We start from the raw sequence: 23,530 nt of genomic DNA, 5'->3' as shown, positions 1-23,530 counted from the left end.
TGTGTGCCTATTATAAAACAGCAAACTTGCTTTAGGCACTAACTGCATTGCTGCGGGTTTTCATGTCGAATATTATGATGCTTTGCAATATATCCTTTTTTTCGTTCTCGTTTTCAAAGGCGCGGGCAAGGCGCAATTTGCCCTGCTGCATAGCCCTAACACAACAATCGTATATAGCTTCGCGGCTTTTTAGGGCACGTATGCTCAGGTCCAGCCTTATCTCTAAAACAGAGCGGTGCACCTCCGGGTTATTTATGTAGCGTTCGGCCTGGGTATTATCATAATTTTCGGTCAGGTTAAAATCTACCAGCTCAAATTCGTTCTTCTCCAGCTTTTCCAACACCATATTGGGTACCTTCCTGTCCCGCACCTCCGGATCGTTAGGAAGATCAAACTCCCCATCGTATTTAAAGGTCATCGTATACGTATCCATAGCTTTTTTATTTAAAGTTACTGTATAGGTTTTGCCTACGCTAATTGATTAACAAAAGCATAGTACTTTAAGGATAACCTTAACAATAAAGTGGTATAATTATTTAAAAAGCAATTATACAAAAATTTTTAATTCGTATTAACTTCAATAATTATTAGTTCATTTTGGATACAATTACCTTTAATATGGTTATTTTTAGGAAGCCCCTTGTGCCCGACCTTTGTAATGCAACTATTAGCAAATCAATCATTAAAAAATAGATTATGAGCATTAAAAAAACCGAATTAGGTAAACAGGGACTTGTAGTGCCCGCCATAGGACTGGGCTGTATGGGCATGACCCCAATTGCAGGCGCCGATATTTACGGCAAAGCCGATGAAACCGAAGCTATTGCAACCATTCACCGCTCTTTAGAGCTGGGCGGCAGCTTTTTAGATACCGCCGACCTGTATGGCCCGCTGCTTAACGAGCGCCTTATTGCCAAAGCCATTAAAGGTAACAGGGATGCCTACCAGATAGCTACTAAGTTTGCCTGGGAGATAGATGATAACGAGCAGCTTACCTGGAAAATTAACGGTACTAAAGACTATGTGCGCAAGGCCGTGGAACGATCCCTTAAAAACCTGGGTACCGATTATATAGACCTTTATTACATGCACCGCCTGGATGCCAACACCCCTATTGAAGAAACTGTGGGTGCTATGGCCGACCTTGTTAAAGAGGGCAAGGTGGGCTATATCGGATTATCGGAAGTATCGTCTGACACCATAAGGAAAGCACACGCTATCCACCCGCTAACTGCCTTACAATCTGAATATTCATTATTTGAAAGAAGCGTGGAAGAAGAGGGCATTTTAGATACACTTAAGGAACTGGGTATTGGTTTTGTGCCGTATTCGCCTCTGGGTAGGGGCTTTATATCGGGCGAGATTAAAAGTCCGGACGATTTTCCTGAGAATGATTTCAGGAGGTCGATACCCAAATTCCAGGGCGATCAGTTTTACAAGAACATCGATTTATTGAACGAGCTTAACAAATTGGCCTCCGAAAAAGGTATAACCCCTTCTCAGCTTGCCATAGCGTGGACGGTTAGTAAAGGCTTTGTGCCCATCCCCGGTACTAAGCGTGTTAAATATGTGGAGCAGAACATTGCCGCTGCCAATATAGAACTTACTATTTCTGATTTACAACGACTTGAGAGTATTATTCCGCTTGGTACAGCTACGGGTAACAGATATGATGACTGGGGAATGACAATGGTAAGCCTTTAATTCAATTACGAATTTTTCAAATGATGAATTACGAATAGAAAATTTCAAATAACAAATTGATTTTCAGATTTATGAATCTGAAATTTGAATTCATAAATCTGAATAATCTATAGATATGGCAACATTGTAAATAAAAATTTAGCCACGAATTACACCAATTAGACGAATTACCCAACTAAGAATCAGATTATCAACACAGTACGTTAACTGATATTTATGTAAATTTGTGTAATTCGTGGCTTAAAATAAACATCATGAAAAAACCAATAAACGGCCCACTGATACTCAACTCAATATCTGAAATGCACCGTGTTATGCAAATCCCGGAACCCGAGCATCCGCTGATTAGTATTGTGAATTTCAGCGATATAGCATCGCATTCAGAAATACTGGAGCACGGCCTGGTGCTTAATGTATATATGATTGCGCTTAAAAAAGACTACAAAGGCAAGGTAAAGTACGGCCAGAACTACTACGATTTTGATGAGGGTATGATGTCTTTCATCGCACCCGGGCAGATATGCTACCAAAACGAGCCGGGCTATGAACCATTAGACGGTAGCATGCTGATTTTTCACCCTGATTTTTTAAGGGGTTATGCTTTAGATAAGAACATTAAAGACTTTGATTTTTTCTCGTATGCGGCTAACGAGGCACTGTACCTGTCTAAAAAAGAAGAAGTTATGATAGAGGGTATCTTTAGCAACATTGCCCAGGAGTACCACAGCAATATAGACAGTTTTAGTCAGGATGTTATAATATCACACATAGAGCTGGTGCTAAATTACAGCAACCGTTTTTACAACAGGCAGTTTATAACCCGTAAAAACGTAAACAACGACCTGCTTACAAAACTGGAACAACTACTTGAAAATCATTTTAATAACACACAAAATACCGGCCTGCCCACAGTAAAACACCTGGCCGACAGCCTTAATGTATCTGCCAGTTACCTTAGCGATATGCTGCGCACCCACACCGGGCAAAACGCACAGCAGCACATACATAACAAACTGATAGAGAAGGCAAAAGAGATACTTACAACCACACAACTATCGGTAAGCGAGGTTGCCTACCGCTTAGGGTTCGAATATCCGCAGTCGTTCAGTAAGCTTTTTAAGTCAAAAGCCAATGTTAGTCCCCTGGAATACAGGAAGATGTTTAATTAGAGAGGAGATTTCAGATAATAGATAATAGACTTTGAACTTTAAGACCGGATTACTTTAAAACCTTCGTCTTTAAGGCTTTACAACTTATTTTTAGATCATCCCTTCATCGGCAAAGCTCAAGTAGCCTTTCTCGGCAACAATAACATGATCTAATACTTTGATATCCAGCGAGTGGCCGGCCGTTTTAAGCTGGCGGGTAACCTGTTTATCGGGTTCGCTGGCCTGCAAAATACCACTTGGGTGGTTGTGTACCAGTATAATACCCACAGCATTGTGTTCCAAAGCCGTTTTAAACACCAAACGTACGTCTACAACTGTGCCCGTCAATCCACCCTTACTCAATTGATTCTTGTAAATCACTTTATTTGAGTTATTTAGATAGATAATCCAGAACTCCTCGTGCGGAAGCTCGCCAATAATGGGCTGCATGATCTCGAACACCGCACGGCTACTGGTAATCTTCTTAAGGTCAATGCCCTCCTCATCCCTGCGGCGGCGGCCCAATTCCATAGCGGCGACAATGCTAATTGCTTTAGCCTCTCCAATGCCTTTAAAGCTCATAAGCTGCTGTAACGACTGCTTGCCCAGCGCATTAAGGTTGTTATCTACACTCGCCAAAATGCGTTTGCTCAGCTCTACCGCACTCTCGTTACGGCTGCCCGAGCCTATTAAAATGGCAATCAGTTCGGCATCGCTAAGGGCGGCTTTGCCCTTAATCATCAGTTTCTCACGGGGTTGGTCGTCTTCGGCCCAGTATTTTATCGAGAAGGTAGTGTTGTCTTCCATGTAGTGGTGGTGTATCGGTACGAATTTAAACAAATTTGCTTATGGTTGTAATACTACCGTTAATATTCTTACGTTTTGATAGCAAACCACCTGATTATGAAACCCTTCCTACTGCTATTATTACTATGCTTTACACCTATATCTCCCACCCCAACTAAAGACTACTACGAGCAGCTTAGCGATGCTGCCCTCCTGATTACCAAGGACAAAGTAGAATACGATGGCTCTTACTTTAAGATAAAATACCCCAATGGCGATGTACCCGCCAACGTGGGCGTGTGTACCGATGTAGTTATACGCTCGTACCGTAAAGTGGGTGCTGATTTACAGCAACTTGTGCACCAGGATATGGCTGCCAACTTTGCTAAATACCCTAAAGCGTGGGGGTTAAAGTCGACTGACACCAATATAGACCACCGCCGTGTACCTAATTTACAGGTGTTTTTTACCCGTAAAGGCCAGAGCCTGCCCGTTACCAACAACGCAACCGACTATAAACCAGGCGATATAGTTACCTGGATGCTGCCCAGCAACCATCCGCATATTGGTGTGGTGGTTAATAAAAAGGGAGCCGGTGGCCGGTTTAAGATGGTGCACAATATTGGCTACGGTCAAAATTTAGACGACTGTCTTTTTGAGTATAAAATCACGGGGCACTACCGATACAAAAAATAAGAATTTATTTACGTTTTTATTTCAAAAAGTGCTTGATATTTCACTTTCGGACTCTGAGATTCGATAAAAATGCACACAATTTTGAAGGTGTGGTTCGGGAGGTGTTTTTTGAAAATTTTTAGGTCACGAATTTCAGGAAAAAATCAATTCAAAAATTTCGCAAAGTTTCACAAAGATTTTTTGAGGATGTTTTTAGACACGAATTTCACAGATTTTCACGAATTGTGTTTCGGAAAAATTTTAGCACTTTACTGCAACAACCGCTTCAGTACTACGCATGGTTTTGTGTGGTAATTTTGCAATGTAATTTCTAAAGGATATCAATTTAAATATTTCGCAAAAATTTTAATCAAGTTTTAGACACAAACCTGACTGCCGTCAGGCAGGTTTTCACAGATTTTAACGAATTGTGTTTCGCAAAAATCCAATATCAAATTCCACAAAGTTTCACAAAGAAGCCGCAAAGTTTCACAAAGATTTTTAGGCTGTTTTTAGAAACGAACCTGCCTGCCGGCAGGCAGGTTTTCACGAATCCATTTTCGCAGATGTTAAGTTGTGATTGGGTTTGCCATATAAAAAGAGGCGCTTAAAGCGCCCCCTGTAATTTTAGTTATTTTGGTATGAAACCAACCGGTCTTCTAAATAGGCCAGCGAAGCCAGGTAGCGGGTCTTGAATTTTACGACACCAAGAGATGCTGCATAATCTCTTTCCATGCCCACGCCTGCGGGGATGCTACCCGATACCGGATTTATTGTGCCTATGTACCGGTAAACTGCAAAGGTGCTGTTTTGCAGGGCAAATTCGCCAATGTCGCCCAGCTGGTATACAGCCGTACCCAATGGTTGTCCGCTCGATTCAAGATTTTCGGTAAACACATAATTTGTCTCAAAGCCGGGGTGTATAACAACATTGTTCTCATCTACAAGGTAGCCATCGCCATCTACCCTCCTGTAGTCATTGCTTTCGCTTTCCAGGGCATTGTTATAATACACTTTATGATGAAACTTGTAATAACTAAGGCCGTTAATATCCTGTTGCCCGTCTATTGTAACGGTATCAATTTTGTTGGTGTAGGTTTCTACACCATTTTCGTCGACAGTATATTTTTTATATACTAAAACTTTACCGGACTTAAGTCCGTAAAAATCATCGTCGGCATTATAGTTATCATCAGAGCACGACAATAAGGTGGCCGAAACGGCCAAAAGAGCAAGTAACGTTTTCATAATAAGGGATTTGATTGATTTGTACTTAAAAAACTACAAATGCTTTTGTTTATTATAAATGCCTCAATATTTAACATTTAACTAAAAATTTCGGATTACTTACTCTTACGATAAAACCAAACGTTGTACACGTTGCTTAAAAACCTGAAACAACTTACCCTTCTATAAAGCGGTTAAACGATTTCCAGTATTTATCTTTATAAATATCGGTTGCAATAGTAATCCTGCCTGAATACTTTTCTTTTACAGTATAAAAAACCTTCGAAGGCTTCCTAAAATCGTTGCAGGCCAAATATATTTCTCTTGTGCCCTGGGTAGTTTCATGGCCTATGTACAAATAACCGTCAACATCTTTAAGCTCTGCTAATAGTTGTTCTTCAATTTCATATAAAAGGGCGCTGGCTGCCTCGTTGGGCATACCGGCCTCATCATATTTAAGTGTCATTGTACCTATCCATGGATGAGAAGCTTTTGCATTCCAATTTAATAAATCGGTATCCATGGTAGCAATACTATAATTTTCCTGCTCTGCGTTGGCTTCAAATAAAGAATAGCTATCATTATCTGTATCATGCCTTACACCGTCGTACTTTTCTATAAATTCTTTTTCCCGCCACTTTAAAAAACTCTTGAGCTTTTCTATCGGTACCAACTCTGCTGTTGCATCAGATTTTTGCGCAAACTCTAACACATCTATAGTAACGGCAAAATTCAATTCGCCTAAATAATAATCTAAAAACAGGTAGGTACCGTTAATTATCTCCAGCCTGCAATCTTCATTAAAATCGTTGTGGACAATGGTAACTGCAATTTCATCAGGATAATTCTCATCTACATTAGCATAAAAGCTTAACGTATTATCATTAAACGCATAGCCCGCCATTTTTATAGAGGTATTTTCGATAGCGTGTTCCTGCTTAAGCGCAGTAAATTTCCATCCGTTAATTACAGGGGCGCTGGCAACCAGATCTTCTACAAATGCAATGTTGTTTACATTACCATCTGCTGTAAGCACAAGTTCTGCCGTAGTAGTATTAAACATACCGGTTAAAAAAAAGAAACCGCTTTTTAACTCGTCCAATTTTGGCGAAAGCTTACTAAAAAATAGTTCCTGAATATTGTCTCCTTGCGCTACAGCTTTAAAAAAAGCTTTTTCGTTTAACTGAAACCATTGCCAAAAATCATGGTTAGAATTAATTGCAATTTGCTTTTTAGCAAAAAATTTATCAAATAATCCCATAAGAAATTAAATAAGCGTCTTTACCTCATCAAAATTAAGGCCGCCGTAGTTGCCACTGCTCATAAGCAAAAGGGCAACCCCTTCGGTATCGTATTTAAGGTGGTACAGGTACTCTTTAAACGCGGCAGGGTTGGTATAAATAATCAGGTCTTTGCGGTTAAAGGCCTGGGCAATTTGTTCGTAAGTAACCTCTTCCAACTGTTTTATCTTTACCGCATCGGGACTATAGAACACCACGGCCACATCGGCAGCATCAAGGGCGCCTTCGTACTCCTTTAAAAATTCGGCGTTAAGGCTGCTGTAAGTATGCAGCTCCAGGCAGGCAATAAGGGTTTTATCAGGGTACTGCTCTTTAACCGCTTTGGTTGTTGCAGCCACCTTGCTGGGCGAATGTGCAAAATCTTTATAAGCCACGTTTTTACCGTTCTCGGCAATTTTTTCAAGGCGCTTGCTGGCCCCCTTAAAAGTAGCAATAGCCTCGTAAAAGTCGGCTTCATCTACACCCATATTCTGGCAAATCCATTTAGCACCGGCAAGGTTGTTAAGGTTGTGCGCGCCAAAAACCTCAATAGGCATAGGGCCTTCTGGGGTTTCTAACAGGGTAACGCCATCTTTAACAGTGTAGGCAGGAGTAGTGTATGGAAGCTTCCTGATAGGGTTGGTTGCAGCCTCGGCAACGCGCTTTACCTCGGTATCGTCTTCATTATACACCAAAATACCGCCGTTGGTAATTTTGGCAATAAATATCTCGAACTGCTCTACGTAATGCTCGTAGGTAGGAAACACGTTTATATGATCCCACGCTATGCCGCTAATAAGGGCAATGTTGGGCTGGTACAAATGAAACTTCGGCCTTAAATCCATGGGAGACGACAGGTACTCATCGCCCTCCAAAACAATAAAATCGTTGTCTTCGGTAAGGTGCACCATCGTGTCGAAGCCTTCCAGCTGTGCCCCTACCATATAATCAACCTCGCGGTTATTGTAGTTCATAACATGCAAAATCATGCTTGTAATGGTGGTTTTGCCGTGGCTGCCACCAATAACCACGCGGGTTTTGTTCTTGCTTTGTTCGTACAAAAATTCAGGATAGCTGTAAATGGTCAGGCCAAGTTCCTGCGCCTTAAGCAGCTCGGGGTTGTTGGCCTTGGCATGCATGCCCAAAATAACGGCATCAATATCGGCTGTAATTTTTTCCGGAAACCATCCCAGTTCTTCGGGCAACAGCCCACGCTTTTCAAGGCGGGTACGGCTGGGCTCAAAAATAGCATCGTCGCTGCCGGTTATCTTATATCCTTTTTGGTGTAGGGCCAGGGCCAGGTTGTGCATGGCGCTGCCGCCTATAGCTATAAAATGTGTACGCATTTTTATAAGAGTGTTTTAATGTGTATAAGTTAAGAAGTTAAAGCAGTTTCCCAACCTTTTGCCTGCCAAAGTTATCTATACTTTTGGCGCACACCAAAAGTAATAAAATGATTGTAGAACCCCTATAATCATCCAAAACAAAAAAGCAGTAAATTACCACCACCAATAACCCCACCAATAACCCCACCAATGAAACACCTTTTACTAACCCTTGCCCTATTTTTTACCCTTGCCCTTACCGCCCAGGATTATAAACCGCAGTGGGAAAAAGTAATGCAGGCTGAAGCCGAAGGCCTTGTGCAAACCGCTGCCGCTTACACCGATACTATTTATGCCCTTGCCAAAAAAGACAATAACGAGCCGCAGCTGCTTAAAACATTTTTTTTCAGGTCCAGGTACATGCAAACCCTGCAGGAAGATGCCCAAATACAAATAATTACCAACCTACAGACCGAAATTAAAACAGCATCTGTAGGTACGGCCGCTTTTTTAGAAAGCCTGTATGCCGGCATGCTTGCCGATATTTACGAGCGTAACGAAGAGGCTATCAACAGTATAACCCCTACAGACAGCCTTACCGGCGATTTTACTGTGTGGCCGCGCAACATTTTCAGGGAGCAGATAAGCGCTGCCTACCTGCGCAGCCTGCAAAACCGCGATGTACTTTATGCCATTCCGTTAGAGCGGTACAGTGCCATTATAGAATTTAACCCTATGTCGCCCCAAACCAACCGATCGTTATATGATTTTTTAGCAGAAAAATATACCGAGGGGCGTTTGAGTCCATCTGAGAACGACAGGAAATTAGAAAGCACCATAAAAGCACCCTATTTAGGTACTACCCAGGAATTTTTAAAAATTGATACCGAGCTGCTCTCTTATGGCAGCTTTAAAGATAAAATAGCTTTTTGCAAACAGTTAGAGGCTTTTTACCTTTCAAAAAAAGACTACAACAGCCTGTACCGCGCCACATTGCGCCGATTAACCTTAGTGTACGACAGCGGCTTTTTTGATAGTTATGACAGGGTAAGTGCATCAGGCAGCTTTTACAGGTATAAAGATAACTTGCTGCATGCAACATTGCAGCAGCTTATAGACAGTTGGGGCAACAACACCTTTGCCTACAGAGCAAAACTCGAACTGGCAAAACTATATAAATCCGGGGCTTATAAAAAAGAGCACCCTGACTATAATATTAAAGCACTTGCCTTGCTTGATGATGTTATTGTCAATACCCGTATAAACGATGCCGCCAACGAGGCTCTTCAACTCAAAAGTAAGATTACAAATACAATAATACGGCTGGAAACCGAAAGATTTGTGGTACCCAACAAGCCCATACTTGCCAGGGTTAGTTTTAAAAATACCGATACCCTTTCTATTAGCATTTATAAAATAAGCAGTAAAGATGCTGCTACCGGCAAATTGTATTCTAAACTAATGGGCAATAAAAAACCTTTTTTACAAAAGGTATACACGCTGCCGCATAGAGAAGATTACTTTGAATATGAAACCGAGATTATTTTACCCGGCCTGCCAAAAGGCATTTATGCCGTAATTATAAACAAAGCAGACAATACCAACAACCCAACCCTGGCTATACTACAGTCCACACAAACTACGGTTATAGAGCAGGAACAGGGTAAAACAACATTATACCAGGTTGCCGATATAGAGACCGGTGCCCCACTTGCCGGTGCCTCTATTATTATGGAAGGCAAAAAGCACACTACCAATAAAGAAGGCCGGGTAAACATTGCTGTACAAAAGCCTAAAAAGCAAAAAGATAAAAACGGCAAAACTATTAGCGGCTACTACCGCAATTTTGATGTATATACTGTATACAAGGGCGATACCTTAAGCACAATGTACAATCATTATTTTTATGGCGGCAGTAGGTATGATGACGAAGACGAGGAGATTGAAGCCAACATACAGCTTTATACTGACAGGGCCATATACCGCCCCGGGCAAACCGTATTTTTTAAAGGTATTGTGCTGCAGTACAAAAAGGGTAAAAACAGCGTGGTGCCTAATGTGTATGTTTCGGTTAGTGCTTATAAAACATCTGGGCAAAAGTTTAAGTCGTTCCGTTTAAAAACAAACCAGTTTGGCTCTTTTACAGAGCAGTTTGTGCTTCCTCTAAACACAAATTTGGGCGAATTTTCTATAAGGGCCGATGAAGACGATGAACCCGAAGACGACCCAAAATACAACAAGCGCAAAGACGAACACCCTTTTTGGGATAATATCCAATTTAATGAAGCCGATTTATATTTTAGGGTAGAAGAATACAAAAGGCCAACTTTTGATATTGCTTTTGATGATGTTACAGAAGATATTAGGGTAAACCAGGAGGTAACCTTTACCGGCAAAGCCAAATCGTTTAGCGGTGCACCCGTACAGGGGGCAACAGTTACTTACCGTATTACCCGAAGGAGCAGTTATACAAACTATCGCGGTTACGGCGACTATGATAATGCCGAAATTACGAGCGGCAAAACAACAACCCTGCCCGATGGCTCGTTTAAAATAAACTTTACAACCCTGCCCAACCCGGGCTACGATCCTGCCGGGCTACCCGTTTTTACGTATACCATATATACAAACGTAAGCGACACTAATGGAGAAACCCACAACAGCGAGGGTACTTTAGATGCCGGATACCACTCGTTAAGCCTTACTATATTGGCAGAAAAGGTTATCAACCCAAAAAATAAAGACAGCAGGGTTATAACGCTTAACTCTCAAAATCTTAACGGGCAGTTTTTAGCCACCCAGGGCAATGTAAAAATTTACAAGATAGTGCCCGTAAATAATTTATTGAGAAGTAGGCCCTGGAGCGCACCCGAACTGCAAACCATACCAAGATCGGTTTTTGAAGAAGCTTTCCCTTACCTGCCGTATAAACAATCTAATAACGACACCATTGTTTACGACCGCATAGTTGCCGATAGCTTAGTTAATACGGCAACGCAAAAAACCATTACACTTCAAAACCTTGAAAATTGGTATAGCGGCAGGTACCAGGTGGTTTTCTCGGCAAAAGATTCGGGCGGTAACGAGATCATCACAAAAAGCGAGTTTACCCTGCAAAAAGACCAGGACCCATCATTACCCACCGGGGAACTTTTAGAAACGCAGACCCTTAATAAAAATTTGAGGAAAGATGGCTTTGCCGCAGTACAGCTGCATAGCGCCCTGCCCCTTTACGTTAACATTACTGCTTACGATGGGCAAAAACACTTTCAAAAAACAATTTATGTACCCAAAGGGCAAAAACAGGTAATTAAGGTACCCCACAGTGCAACATCTAAATTAAACTTTATAAACATAGATTACGTATGGCAAAACCAGCTGTTTGAAGCTAATATAGAAGCATCTGACTATGATGCTGTAGATAAAATAACAATAGAATCCAGCACCATTACCGATAAATTACAGCCCGGCAAACCTCAAAACTGGACATTTACCATTAAAGGCAGCAATATGCCGGCAGAGGTACTGGCCTCTATGTACGATGCCTCATTAGACAAATTCGAAAAAAACCGCTGGCTGTTTTACTTGCCACACCGCAACGTATCTTACAACTATAGGCCGGAGTACAGGCAATTGCAAACAACAAATACCATAAGCCTTAATTCTGATAGTTATGTTTACCAAAACACACCGTTTATTACAAGGTACGAGCACCAGCTTAATACGTTTGGGTTTAATATTAATAAGTCTAAAAACATTTACCTTGCCTATAATGCCAATAAAGCCGATGGCAGCAAAACTACCGGTGCTTTTATGTTAACAGGTGTAGTTAGCGATGAAAGCGGTATGCCAATACCGGGTGTATTTGTTCAGGTAGAAGGCACTAATATAGCTACACAAACCGATTTTGACGGGATTTACACCCTTGGCGTAAATAAAAACGATGTTATTGTTTTCTCATACATTGGCATGCACGAAGTAACGGCACAGGTAGCCGACCAAAATATAAACATTGTTATGAAAGAAGGCGGTATTGAACTTAAAAGTATTGCTGTAGAGGGTTATTCCAGCCTCTCGTATGCGCTGTCAAACAGTTCAATAATTATTATAGAAAACAATAGCGACCCCTATTCTTTTATACAGTCGTTACAGGGCCAGGTGTCGGGGCTAAATATTTCTACCGGTTCCGGGTCGCCGGGGTCTTCATCATCAATTGTTATAAGAGGATTAGGAACTATTAATGGCGATGCAGAGCCATTGTATGTTATAGATGGCGTGCCTTTATCGGCAGATGCCTTTAAAAAAATAAACACCGCCGATATAGAAAATGTAGCCGTGCTTAAAGATGCGGCGGCAACATCAATATACGGCAACCGCGGTGCTAATGGCGTTATAGTTATAAAAACCAAGCAGGGCACTAAAGAACTCGAAACCTTAAAACAGGTGCAGACCCGCAGAAATTTTAACGAGACTGCTTTTTTTTACCCGCAACTGCTTACAGATAAACAGGGCAACATAAATGTTACATTTACCACCCCGGAGTCGCTTACCGAATGGAAACTGCGCCTTGTGGCCCATAATAAAAATGCGGTATCAGGATATTTCGAAAATACTTTTATGTCGCAAAAAGACCTTATGGTGGTGCCTAATATGCCGAGGTTTCTCCGCGAAAGCGATACCATTACCCTTACTTCAAAAATTACTAATATGACTGCCGAACCCAAAACCGGCAACGCCATCCTGCAACTTTTTGATGCCGTTACCATGCAGCCCGCAGATGTACAAATGCGTAATACCGATAATGTAAAACCATTTACCATAGCCGCCAATGGCAGTACTACCGTAAGCTGGACAATTGCTGTGCCTACCGGTTTGCAGGGCGTGCAGTATAAGGTACTGGCAAAGGCCGGCGACTTTACCGATGGCGAAGAGAACATACTGCCCGTGCTTACCAACAGCATGCTGGTTACAGAGAGCCTGCCACTTTGGGTTAAGGCCAACAGCACCAAAAGCTACACGTTTAATAATTTAAAGAACAACACATCGGCCACGCTTAGGCATCAGGGCATAACGCTGGAGTACACCAGCAACCCGGCGTGGGTGGCATTACAGTCGCTACCGTACCTAATTGAATTTGAGCACGAGTGTGCCGAACAGGTTTTTAGCCGCTACTACGCCAATGCTATTGCTACGCACATTATAAACAGCAACCCTAAAATTGCGCAGGTATTTGCGGCATGGCGCAAGGCCGATAAACCCCTCTCTAAACTGGAGCAGAACGAAGAGCTAAAATCGATTATACTGGCCGAGTCGCCGTGGTTGCTGGATGCGCAAAGCGAAGAAGAAAAAAAGAACCGACTGGCATTGCTTTTCGACCTCGATAAAATGAAACAAAGCCTTGATGCTAATTTTGATAAGCTGGCAAAAAAGCAGTCGGGTTTGGGTGGGTTTTCGTGGTTTGAGGGCGGTACAGATAACGAATATATAACCCGCCACATATTGGCAGGTTTTGGGCATCTTAACAAACTGGGCATTACACCATCCAATCAGGCCAATATAAATGTGCTTACAAAATACAGTATCGACTATTTAGATAAGCTGTTTTTGGAGCAGTATAAAAATTTAGAAAAATTAAGGGGCAAACGTACTTTTACACTTAACTATCCCTCTTCTGCCCTACATTACTTATATACCCGTAGTTTTTATGTAAAGCAACATCAGTTGACCGATTCGCTTACTAAGGCTATTGCCCCTTACATTGCTTACACCAAAACAAACTGGCTGGAATATTCGTTATACGAAAAAGGCCTGGCGGCACTTGCCCTTAACCGTTTTGGCGAGACTGCCACTGCAAAAAAAATAATCAATAGCCTTAAACAAAGCAGCGCCCTTAACGAAGAGCAGGGCATGTACTGGATAGAGAATAAAAGTGGCTGGTATTGGTACCGCGCCCCAATAGAAACCCAGGCGCTGCTTATAGAGGCTTTTGCCGAAGTTACTAACGATACCCAGAGTGTGGACGCCATGAAGGTATGGCTGCTGAAGCAGAAACAAAACAGGAACTGGCCCACTACCAAGTCGACTTCCGAAGCGGTGTATGCGCTGCTGCTACAGGGTACGGACTGGCTATCTGTTAAAGAAAGCACTACTTTTAAACTGGGCGACCAGAAAGTATTCGACAATAAACTGGCCGAAAGCGCCACCGAGGCGGGCACCGGTTACATAAAGCTGAACTGGCAACCCAACGAGGTTACTACAGACATGGCTACCCTTACGGTAGAAAATAAAGGGGCCGTGCCGGGCTATGGCGGTTTTTACTGGCAGTATTTTGAAGACCTGGACAAGGTTAAACCTGCCCAGGAAGGTATTATGAATATTAGCAAAGAACTGTACCTTAAAAAGAACACCGCTGATGGCGAGCAGCTGCAACGCATAACACCAGGCAACCCTTTGCAAATTGGCGATTTGGTAACCGTGCGCCTGGTGCTTACCATTAAAGAAGACGTTGAGTTTGTGCATTTAAAAGACATGCGCGCTTCGGCCTTTGAGCCGGTAGATGTGCTTTCCAACTACGAATACCGCGACGGACTTGGGTATTACCGCAGCACCCGAGATGCCGCCACACATTTCTTTTTCGACAACATAAACAAAGGCACCTACGTGTTAGAGTATGATGTGCGCGTTAACAATGCCGGCGAATTTAGCAACGGCATCACCACCTTGCAAAGCATGTATGCCCCCGAGTTTAGCGCGCATACTAAGGGTGAGAGGGTTAAAACGGTGGAGAAATAAATTTATATAATAAAATTCGATCATGAAAAAAAATATAATTTGCCTATTATTCATATTGAAGTCGTCCATAACAATGGCACAGGCAAAATTTCCTTTTTATGAGCAATTGGCTTTTGATTTTTACCGTACCACAGTGCTTGATTCTTTTCCTGTAAAAAAGAAAATAACCGTGTTTAAATATATTTTAGATGTTCATCCTAACTATTTTTTTACAGCACCTAATTATGTTGGAAGTCTTAACCATAAAACTGATGCGAAATTTGTACTGTTGAAAACATATGCAGAAAGTCAATATGATTTCGACTCTCCTATGGCTGAACTGAACACCGACTCTGTAAATAAAAAGCAGTTCAGGGTAAAAGAAAAGCGCAGAAATTACTATCCGAAATTATTAATAACATTACCTTTTACAGAAGAAAGTTCTCCCGAAAGAATATTTATAAATATAAACGAAGAACATAGCGAAACATTAATTATATTTTATTCATTAGAATTTGATGCGAATGGTAAAGTTGTTAATTGGTGCCGGACAGAGCACCAAATATATATAGAGTATTGAATCAATTTGGTTAGAAGCAGTCGTGGCATTCCCCTCCACAGGAGGGGAATGCCACGACTACATACCGCCCGCCCAACCTGCAAGGTTTTTAGAACCTTGTAGGTTTAACTAAATTCAGAAAAATAAAACCTACAAGGTCTTATAGGCCTTGCAGGTTGCTAAACCCAGTTACCAGATGGAACAAACAAGCATAACCTACAAAAAAGCATCTGAAGCAGATATACCTTACCTGCTGCAACTACGGGAGCAAACCATGACAGAGCACCTTGTTAGTTCCGGGCTGGAAGCAACCACCGAAAATAACCTGCAGCGCATACATTACCATTTTGATGATGCCAAAATAATTCTGCTTAACGCGACGCCCGTAGGCCTTTTAAAAGTAGCCGAACATATTGATGCCATCGAAATAATACAGATACAAATCGCTCCTGAATTTCAGGGCAAGGGCATTGGTAAAGCAATTATTTCACAAATTTTATCCAATGCCAATTCTAAAAATTTACCGGTTACTTTAAGCGTACTAAAAACGAATAAAGCTCTAAATTTATATTTAAGTCTTGATTTTGTAATTCTTGATGAAAATACACATTCGTATATAATGCGGTATAAATAAAAAACCGCCCCTTTTCAGGAGCGGTCTATTATCTATTATCTTGCATCTATTATCTAAGATAAAGACTATCTAACCAAAGTCATTTCATCTACAATGTGTTTGGCACCGGCATATTTGTCGATTATCCAAAGCACATAACGAATATCTACGTTAATGGTACGCTGCAGGTCTTTGTCAAAAATAACATCGCCGGCCATGGCCTCAATGTTACCATCAAACGCAATACCAATAAGCTCGCCTTTACCATTAAGTACCGGCGAACCCGAGTTACCACCTGTAATATCATTATCGGTAAGGAAGTTAACCGGCATGTAGCCCTTTTTGTCGGCATACTGGCCAAAGTCTTTTTTATCGTTAAGCTCCATTAACCTTTTAGGCAGGTCGAACTCCTCATCGTTAGGCTTGTATTTTGCAACTTCGCCCTGTAATGTAGTGTAGTAGTTCTTTTTAGCATCGTTACGCTTGTCTTTAGGTAACGAACGTACTTTACCATACGTAAGGCGTAGTGTGCTGTTAGCATCAGGATAGTATTTAGCATTCGGGTTCGCTTCCCTTAAACCTTCTACCAGCAAACGGAACGATTTAGAGTACTCTGCATCAAGCTTGGCCTGCTCATCTGTCTTAGCCCTGTATTTGGTTAAAAGATCTGATGATAACCTGTAAAGCTGGTCGTTTTTAAGTACATCGGCACTTGGGTTTTGTAAAAACGCCATAGCTTTTTCTTTCGATGCAAAAATACTGCTGTCAAAAGCCTCATTTACAAATTTGGTATAGTCGTAATTGTTGGCTTTACCAACCTGGTCTACGTACGGTGCAATTGCATAGCCTGTAGATTTTGTAGCATACAGGTGCAGCTGCGCAGTAAGCACATCTTTTTCTATAGGCAGGTAAAGGCTCTCAAAAGTTTCTGCTACAGCTTTTTCAAGGTCCGGAAGCATTTCTTTACGTTTGGCAGCGTCGGCAGCTACATAGGCTTCAAAACCACGGCCAATGCTGTACGGCATAGCTGCATAGTTGCTGGTACGAAGCAGGCCTGTAAGGTAGTTATCGTGGCGTGCCTTTTCGTTAGTTTTAGAATAGTAGTTGTTAAGCGTAGCTACAACAGTACCGTACTTTTCTTTATTTTCCGGCTTGTTGGCCCACTCATTAAATTTAGCTTCATCGGCAGATTTTGTAGCCGCCGTTTTATGTTTGGTAAGCGCATCTATCATACCCTGGCGGTTTTTCCAGTAGTTGGCCACCTGTGCATATTTAGACGCGTACTCAAGGCGCACTTTGGCATCTTTATCCATGTGAACCTTCATTTTATCCATACCCAGTTTAGAGGCTTCTACCCATGCAGGGTAGGCAAACTTAACGTTTTGCTCTATACCACCGCTTGGCATCCAACGGTTGGTACGGCCCGGGTAGCCCAATATCATGGCAAAATCATTTTCCTGAACACCTTTAAGGCTTACAGGCAAATGGTGCTTAGGATGAAGCGGAACGTTGTTTTCTGAATACTCAGCAGGGTTGCCCTGTGCATCGGCATAGATACGGAACATCGAAAAATCTCCCGTATGGCGTGGCCACTCCCAGTTATCGGTATCGCCACCAAATTTACCAATGCTCTCTGGCGGTGTGCCTACAAAACGAACATCTTTATAATCCTGGTATACAAAATAGTAGTACTCATTACCCTGAAAAAACGGACGAACCGATACAGTGTATTTACCACCCTCGTTATTTTCCTTTTCGATAAGCGCAATTTCCTGATTGATGGCTTTTTCCCTTTCAGCCTCAGTCATATTCGCGTTTACTTTGCCAAGAATACGTTTAGACACATCGTCCATACGCACAAAAAACCTAACATAAAGGCTGCTTGGTTTTAATTCGGCTTTGCGATTAGGTGCCCAGTAGCCATCTTTAAGGTAGTTAGCCTCCGGAGTACTTAGCTCGGCAATAGCCTCATAACCACAGTGGTGGTTAGTAAGCACAAGGCCGTCTTTAGAAATAAGTTCGGCAGTACAGCCACCGTTAAACTGCACAACCGCGTCTTTAAGACTGTGGTGGTTAATGCTGTAAATTTCTTCGGTTGTAAGCTGTAAGCCCATTTTTTGCATATCCCTATGGTTAAGGCGCTCAATGAACATAAGGAACCACATGCCCTCATCGGCCCTTACCGGTAGTACCATGACAAACATGGTAAGGAATAAAATTAGTTTTTTCATTTAGGTTAAAAATAAAGTTAATAGCTGCGTTACCTAATAATCGTTATCAATAATTATTAATTAAGCAGCGCGAAGATACTTTATTTTACGAATTTGGTAAAATTTAGAAGATATAAATAAAAGCATGTCACACTTTTTAGGGAAGAGTCACTAAGTCATAATGTCGAAAGTCATAATGTCAAGGCCACATAATTATATGACATTACAACTTTTATGACTTTCGACTTTATGACCTTCAACTTTATGACTTTAGAAGTAAACCTACTTATTCAACGCCATCGCCTTAGCCTGCTTTTCGCCTTTAGGCAAATAATCGCGATTGTTTACATGGATAGAGTATTCCTGTAAAAACGATTTTAAGGCACGGATGGTAGCCTCGTCTTTAGCTGTTTTTTTAGAGATAAGATTATGTTTGCCTAACGGATCTGTTTTATAAGCGAATTTGGTAATCACATCTTTCTCGTTAAAAATGTAGCAAAAATCATCTGTGGTGCAATTGTATACCCCGTTGGAGTGGTTGACTGCAAAATGGTCTTTAGCTGTGGTTTTATTAAAATGATCGGTACCAAAAGCAAAGTACGGCTTATCATAATCCAGCATCCCCAACAGGGTTGGCATAATATCCATGTGCTGCATAACCTTATCGTCTTTGCCTTTAAATTTGCCGCCCGGCTTAAAGAACATTAGCGGTATGCTGTATTCATACGGCTGTTTGTTGAATTTTGGGCTGTCTGCACCCGATGAATGGTCGGCTGTAATAATAAACAGCGTGTTGTTAAACCACGGCTCGTTTTTAATGCTGTTAAAAAACTGACCCAACGCATAATCTGAATATTTTATAGCACGGTGTATGGGCAGCGTACCTTCGGTAAACTTATTCTCCATCCCTTCAGGTATGCTGTAAGGGTGGTGCGATGAGAGGGTGAAAAGCGTTGCAAAAAATGGCTTTTGCGCCTTATCCATACCATTCAGCTTTTTATGAACATAGGGCAAAAATTTATGGTCCCATATACCCCACTTGCCATCAAAATCGCCGTTTCCATTCTCGGCTTCGTATTCTTCACGCGAGTAAAAATTCTTAATACCCGTAGTTTTTCCAAACGATACAAATCCCATAGACTCTTTAACCCCGCCATGAAAAAAGGCGGTCTGGTAGCCCATCTCGTCCATACACTCGGGCAGGCCATGATAAGCCGCAACCGAATTGGGCAGCGATAAAAAGTGGTCTTTAAACGATGGTATAGAGGCCCAGATGGCAGGCAGCGCATCGATAGAGCGGCGCCCGTTCTGGAACGTGTTGGTAAACACGTAGCTCTCCTGCATTATCGAGTCTATAAAAGGCGTATTGGTTTCCTGGCCGGGTTTAAACTGGTCTGAAAAGCTTTTAATGTGCGCCTTGCCAAAACTCTCCAATATTATAACAAAAACGTTGGTGTTACGGTCTATATCATACGCATCCCAATCCATGCTGGTATGGGTGGTTGGTGCCATGTTCTGGGCAACGGCTTCATCAAAATATTTTAAGTTAGGCACATCTTTAGATCGGCCAATGGTGCGCAGTATGCAAAACGGGTTACTGAGTATTACCGATGTATGTGTAGGGTTTTCGGTATACAAAAAGGCATCGTTCATAGTAATAGGATACGATGATGCCGAGAAAGTAGCACCTCTTATAAAAAAGGCTACGAGCACCCCCATTACAACAATATATGCAGCATGCTCTAAATAAAAACGCCTGTTGCTTGCCTTTGGCTGAGCCTTTTGCCCAACCGCTTTATACCCCCACCAAAGCAAGGCAATAAGCCCAAAATAGAACAGGAAGCCATACCAGTAGTCGGCCACAAAATCGCCTAATAAGGGTAAAAAGCTGTCGTCTTTAAGCAATACAAAATCGCCTAACACTATACGCGCCTGTTTAAACGGATAGTAAAAAATATCGGCTACGTTAACCAGCAGGCCTAATCCGTTAAATACCATAAATACCGCAAAAGTGGCATTCTGGTATTTTTTATTGCCGGATATCCTTAACGGGATAAGCGACAAAAAGATAAACAGCAGGTTAATATAAATTATAGAAACGGTATCGAACATCAGGCTGCCTTTAATAAGGCTCCACATTGGGGTGGCACTAACCGGGTCTATAAGGGTATCATTAAAGGTATAAAACAAAACGCGGCAAAGCATAAATGCCACATATACAAGCAGTAGCCTTATAAGGAGAACTACAAGCCTGCTTTTAAATTGTAACTTCATAGCGGTAACATAGTTAACTGGGAGATAGTAAGTTGCCCACATAATTTGCAGTGCAAATATACTGTAATTTGATTTATACTTAACACTATCTTAACTTTTAACGCTATAACTAACTATAGCCTGCCACCTTTAGGCTAAAGATATCTTAATTGTATTAGTATTAAGAAACTACCCTTATTATGTTGCTAACTTGCTATCAACCAAAAAAACTATTACTATGGCAACTATAACATTTAACAAAGAAGCCGGCACACAGGTATTGGGCAACATTAACCTGAGCGCCGCCGATGCAGAGAACACCAAAGCCGCCGAACTACTGGCTTTTATTAAAAAGCTGGGCCTGGTGTATAAAAACATTCGCATTGCTACAAAGGGGCAAACGGTTACTATTGAGGGCGAAGTAGACAAACAGGCCGACGCCGAAAAAATTGCCCTTGCAGTTGGCAACATTGGCGGGGTAGAAACGGTTAACAACCTTATGAGGGTTACGGTAAGCGAACCCGAATCTCAATTTTATACGGTTGTAAGTGGCGACTCGCTTTCTAAAATTGCAGGCAAATATTATGGCGATGTACAAAAATACAACACCATTTTTGAAGCCAATAAACCCATGCTGTCTGACCCTGACAAAATTTACCCGGGGCAGGTCTTGAGGATACCGGCAGAGAGGTAATTTTTATATACTGAACCCGCCTGCCTAAATGGTACCGGCGGGGATAAAGTATTACATATACTGAGTGGCATTCCCCTCCTGTGGAGGGGAATGCCACGATTGCTGTATTGAGTAAAGATATGGGTGGTCTTTAAGAAATCCGCCTAAATCCGCGATTGCTTGCATCCGTGTTATCCGCGTTCTATAAAATACAGTCCATATAAAACACAAAAAGCCGCCCTAATAAGGCGGCTTTCTATTATCTTTCATCTATTATCAAACGTCTCTTCAAAAAATCTTACTCAACTTCTACATTAAGCATCTGCCAAAGTTTGTCTTTTAACTCCACCAAACCTTGTTGTGCAACCGAAGATATCATTAGGTACGGAATGTTTTTAAAAGTAACATCCAGTCCGGCTTTCATTTCCGTTTTAAGCTCATCATCCAGCATATCGCATTTAGATATCACAATTACGCGCTCTTTGTCCAGAATTTCCGGGTTATAGCGGCGTAGTTCGTCAAGCAAAATTTCGTATTCTTTACCAATATCATCGGCATCCGCCGGAATAAGGAAAATAAGTATCGAGTTACGCTCTATGTGCCTTAAAAAGTAATGGCCCAAGCCTTTACCCTCGGCAGCACCCTCTATAATTCCCGGTATATCGGCAATTACAAACGACTGGTAATCTCTGTACGATACTATACCTAAGTTAGGTTTAAGTGTAGTAAACGGATAATCGGCAATTTTTGGCTTAGCAGAAGTAAGCACCGATAGCAACGTAGATTTACCCGCATTAGGAAAACCCACCAAACCAACATCGGCCAGTACTTTAAGCTCCAATATAATATCGCGCTCTTCGGGCGGCATACCGGGTTGCGAGTAACGCGGTGTCTGGTTAGTAGAACTCCTAAAATGCCAGTTACCCAAACCACCTTTACCACCTTTGGCTACAATTTGTTTCTCGCCATGCTCAGTAATTTCAAACAGGGTTTCGCCCGTTTCTTTATCGCGCACCACCGTTCCTAACGGAACCTCAATAAATTTATCATCGCCATCGGCACCGGTGCTACGTGCGCTACCGCCGTCGCCACCGTGGCCACCTTTAATGTGCCTTGCAAACTTTAAGTGAAAAAGTGTCCATAACCCTTTATTACCAACAAGGTAAACGTGTCCGCCACGGCCACCATCGCCACCATCGGGACCACCTTTTTCAATAAATTTTTCCCTGTGCAGGTGTGTAGATCCCTTGCCCCCTTTACCGGAAGACACATATATCTTTACATAATCTACAAAATTCCCTTCTGTCATTTTTTTTTGTTTAAAGTTGAAAGTTTCGGGCTTCAACTGCACATTGAAACTTTACAAGCTGCAAAAGTAAGGTATTTTTATGAATAATAATTATGCCTTTCCAGACATCTCTTTGTATTTATATTAATGAAACTTAATGTTTTATTCTTAAGCCAATAAAAAAAGGAGATGCTGCTTAACATCTCCTTTTTTATAGTTACTGCAAATATTATTTATATGTTACTCCAAAATCAGTGTTGTTTTGCACATTTTTTGCTTCTTCAACAGTAATTTTCTTAAGCTCAATTTTTTGGTCGTAACCTGTAGCAGCAGATACCAGGCTTTTTAAAGCTGTAGGTAATTTATCTGATATAGATTTTTGTTTCGCCGTGCCTTCTTTTAAATATTTAGCATAGTCATTCAGGTACTTATCACCCTGGTCATGGCTTGAAAGCGCATTGGTATAAGCTTCCAGTTTATTTTTTTCTATTGCGGCAAGCTCCTCTGTTTCTTTATTCAGCTTATCCAAATCACCCCCAAAAAGTTCTTTTAACTCTTTAGAGTTGGCAGCAAACTGGTTATATATTTCAATATTTTCAGCTGTAGTAGTTTTAGATCTAACCAATAATAAGTAATCTCCGGGAACCACGTTTTCAAGTTTGTAGTTGCCCTGTACATCAGAAGTTGTTTCGTAAGTTGCCGGCTCTGCTCCTTTATCAAGGTTATACAATTTAACAGTTGTACCTGCATCTGGCTTGTTCCCTACAAATTCGTTAAATTTGTAGTATACATTACCGCTAACAGAACCCGGATCTTTTTTGCAAGATACAAGCAATAAAGCACCAACAAACAGAAGTAATAATTTTTTCATTTTTAGGTTATTTATTTTGTTGTTAATTATTTGTCGTCAAACTTATAAAAAAAAATTTAACATTTATTAATGATTTCCACATCTAGTAAAAAAATTTTTTAGTGAAAATTTCGAGTTTTATTTAATCTCAAAGCTTCCATAAAAACA

16 protein-coding genes are annotated in these 23,530 nt (G+C 41.4%); 7 read left to right on the top strand and 9 right to left on the bottom strand.

Annotated elements, in window-relative coordinates; genetic code table 11:
* Positions 1-31: 31 nt before the first annotated feature.
* Positions 32-433, bottom strand: coding sequence for a hypothetical protein (locus G509_RS0106770; RefSeq protein WP_131450726.1), 402 nt, complete (start codon positions 431-433; stop codon positions 32-34).
* Between the two features lie 263 nt (positions 434-696).
* On the opposite strand from G509_RS0106770, the gene G509_RS0106765 reads away from it, so the two are divergent.
* Entirely contained in the window at positions 697-1,704 is a 1,008-nt protein-coding gene (locus tag G509_RS0106765) for an aldo/keto reductase (protein WP_035738639.1), read from the top strand.
* Between the two features lie 254 nt (positions 1,705-1,958).
* Positions 1,959-2,873: a helix-turn-helix domain-containing protein gene (locus tag G509_RS0106760; RefSeq protein WP_026990820.1), complete on the top strand. Its 915-nt coding sequence runs from the start codon at positions 1,959-1,961 to the stop codon at positions 2,871-2,873.
* A 90-nt stretch (positions 2,874-2,963) separates the two neighbouring features.
* On the opposite strand, the gene radC is transcribed toward G509_RS0106760, so the two are convergent.
* The gene (radC, locus tag G509_RS0106755; protein WP_026990819.1) at positions 2,964-3,659 is read right to left on the bottom strand and encodes a RadC family protein; all 696 of its coding nucleotides are present in this window, start codon (positions 3,657-3,659) and stop codon (positions 2,964-2,966) included.
* Between the two features lie 96 nt (positions 3,660-3,755).
* Between radC and G509_RS0106750 the strand changes: the two genes are divergently transcribed.
* The gene (locus tag G509_RS0106750; protein ID WP_026990818.1) at positions 3,756-4,334 is read left to right on the top strand and encodes a DUF1287 domain-containing protein; all 579 of its coding nucleotides are present in this window, start codon (positions 3,756-3,758) and stop codon (positions 4,332-4,334) included.
* Between the two features lie 606 nt (positions 4,335-4,940).
* Here G509_RS0106750 and G509_RS0106745 read toward each other — a convergent pair.
* The 3 genes from G509_RS0106745 to G509_RS0106735 all read right to left on the bottom strand — a co-directional run bounded on the left by G509_RS0106745 (position 4,941) and on the right by G509_RS0106735 (position 8,166).
* On the bottom strand, positions 4,941-5,561 hold the full coding sequence (locus G509_RS0106745) for a hypothetical protein (RefSeq protein ID WP_026990817.1): 621 nt from the start codon (positions 5,559-5,561) through the stop codon (positions 4,941-4,943).
* A gap of 154 nt (positions 5,562-5,715) precedes the next feature.
* Complete coding sequence (locus tag G509_RS0106740; RefSeq protein ID WP_026990816.1) at positions 5,716-6,801, bottom strand: DUF695 domain-containing protein; 1,086 nt, start codon at positions 6,799-6,801, stop codon at positions 5,716-5,718.
* A 6-nt stretch (positions 6,802-6,807) separates the two neighbouring features.
* Positions 6,808-8,166 carry a UDP-N-acetylmuramate--L-alanine ligase gene (locus G509_RS0106735; protein ID WP_026990815.1) on the bottom strand — a complete coding sequence of 453 codons (1,359 nt, stop codon included), beginning with the start codon at positions 8,164-8,166 and terminating at the stop codon, positions 6,808-6,810.
* Positions 8,167-8,355: 189 nt separating this feature from the next.
* Between G509_RS0106735 and G509_RS22780 the strand changes: the two genes are divergently transcribed.
* The 3 genes from G509_RS22780 to G509_RS0106715 all read left to right on the top strand — a co-directional run bounded on the left by G509_RS22780 (position 8,356) and on the right by G509_RS0106715 (position 16,109).
* A complete protein-coding gene (locus G509_RS22780; RefSeq protein ID WP_051199991.1) occupies positions 8,356-14,937 on the top strand; it encodes an alpha-2-macroglobulin family protein in 6,582 nt (2,193 codons plus the stop codon).
* 73 nt (positions 14,938-15,010) lie between these two features.
* Positions 15,011-15,496: a hypothetical protein gene (locus tag G509_RS0106720; protein ID WP_026990814.1), complete on the top strand. Its 486-nt coding sequence runs from the start codon at positions 15,011-15,013 to the stop codon at positions 15,494-15,496.
* Between the two features lie 175 nt (positions 15,497-15,671).
* On the top strand, positions 15,672-16,109 hold the full coding sequence (locus G509_RS0106715; RefSeq protein WP_026990813.1) for a GNAT family N-acetyltransferase: 438 nt from the start codon (positions 15,672-15,674) through the stop codon (positions 16,107-16,109).
* Between the two features lie 65 nt (positions 16,110-16,174).
* Here G509_RS0106715 and G509_RS0106710 read toward each other — a convergent pair whose 3' ends face one another.
* Together G509_RS0106710 and G509_RS0106705 are read right to left on the bottom strand one after the other, a co-directional pair.
* Entirely contained in the window at positions 16,175-18,319 is a 2,145-nt protein-coding gene (locus tag G509_RS0106710) for a S46 family peptidase (protein WP_026990812.1), read from the bottom strand.
* A 261-nt stretch (positions 18,320-18,580) separates the two neighbouring features.
* A complete protein-coding gene (locus G509_RS0106705) occupies positions 18,581-20,572 on the bottom strand; it encodes an LTA synthase family protein (protein WP_161627172.1) in 1,992 nt (663 codons plus the stop codon).
* A gap of 217 nt (positions 20,573-20,789) precedes the next feature.
* On the opposite strand from G509_RS0106705, the gene lysM reads away from it, so the two are divergent.
* Positions 20,790-21,245, top strand: a complete 456-nt coding sequence (gene lysM, locus G509_RS0106700; RefSeq protein WP_026990810.1) for a peptidoglycan-binding protein LysM — start codon at positions 20,790-20,792, stop codon at positions 21,243-21,245.
* A gap of 277 nt (positions 21,246-21,522) precedes the next feature.
* Here lysM and obgE read toward each other — a convergent pair whose 3' ends face one another.
* On the bottom strand, positions 21,523-22,533 hold the full coding sequence (obgE, locus tag G509_RS0106695) for a GTPase ObgE (protein ID WP_026990809.1): 1,011 nt from the start codon (positions 22,531-22,533) through the stop codon (positions 21,523-21,525).
* 208 nt (positions 22,534-22,741) lie between these two features.
* Positions 22,742-23,383, bottom strand: coding sequence for a carboxypeptidase-like regulatory domain-containing protein (locus G509_RS0106690; protein ID WP_026990808.1), 642 nt, complete (start codon positions 23,381-23,383; stop codon positions 22,742-22,744).
* Positions 23,384-23,530 lie beyond the last annotated feature (147 nt).

Origin of the sequence: Flavobacterium subsaxonicum WB 4.1-42 = DSM 21790 (genome assembly GCF_000422725.1) — a bacterium.
GTDB classification, from domain to species: Bacteria; Bacteroidota; Bacteroidia; order Flavobacteriales; family Flavobacteriaceae; genus Flavobacterium; species Flavobacterium subsaxonicum.
This window is presented reverse-complemented; position numbering and strand designations above follow the sequence as displayed.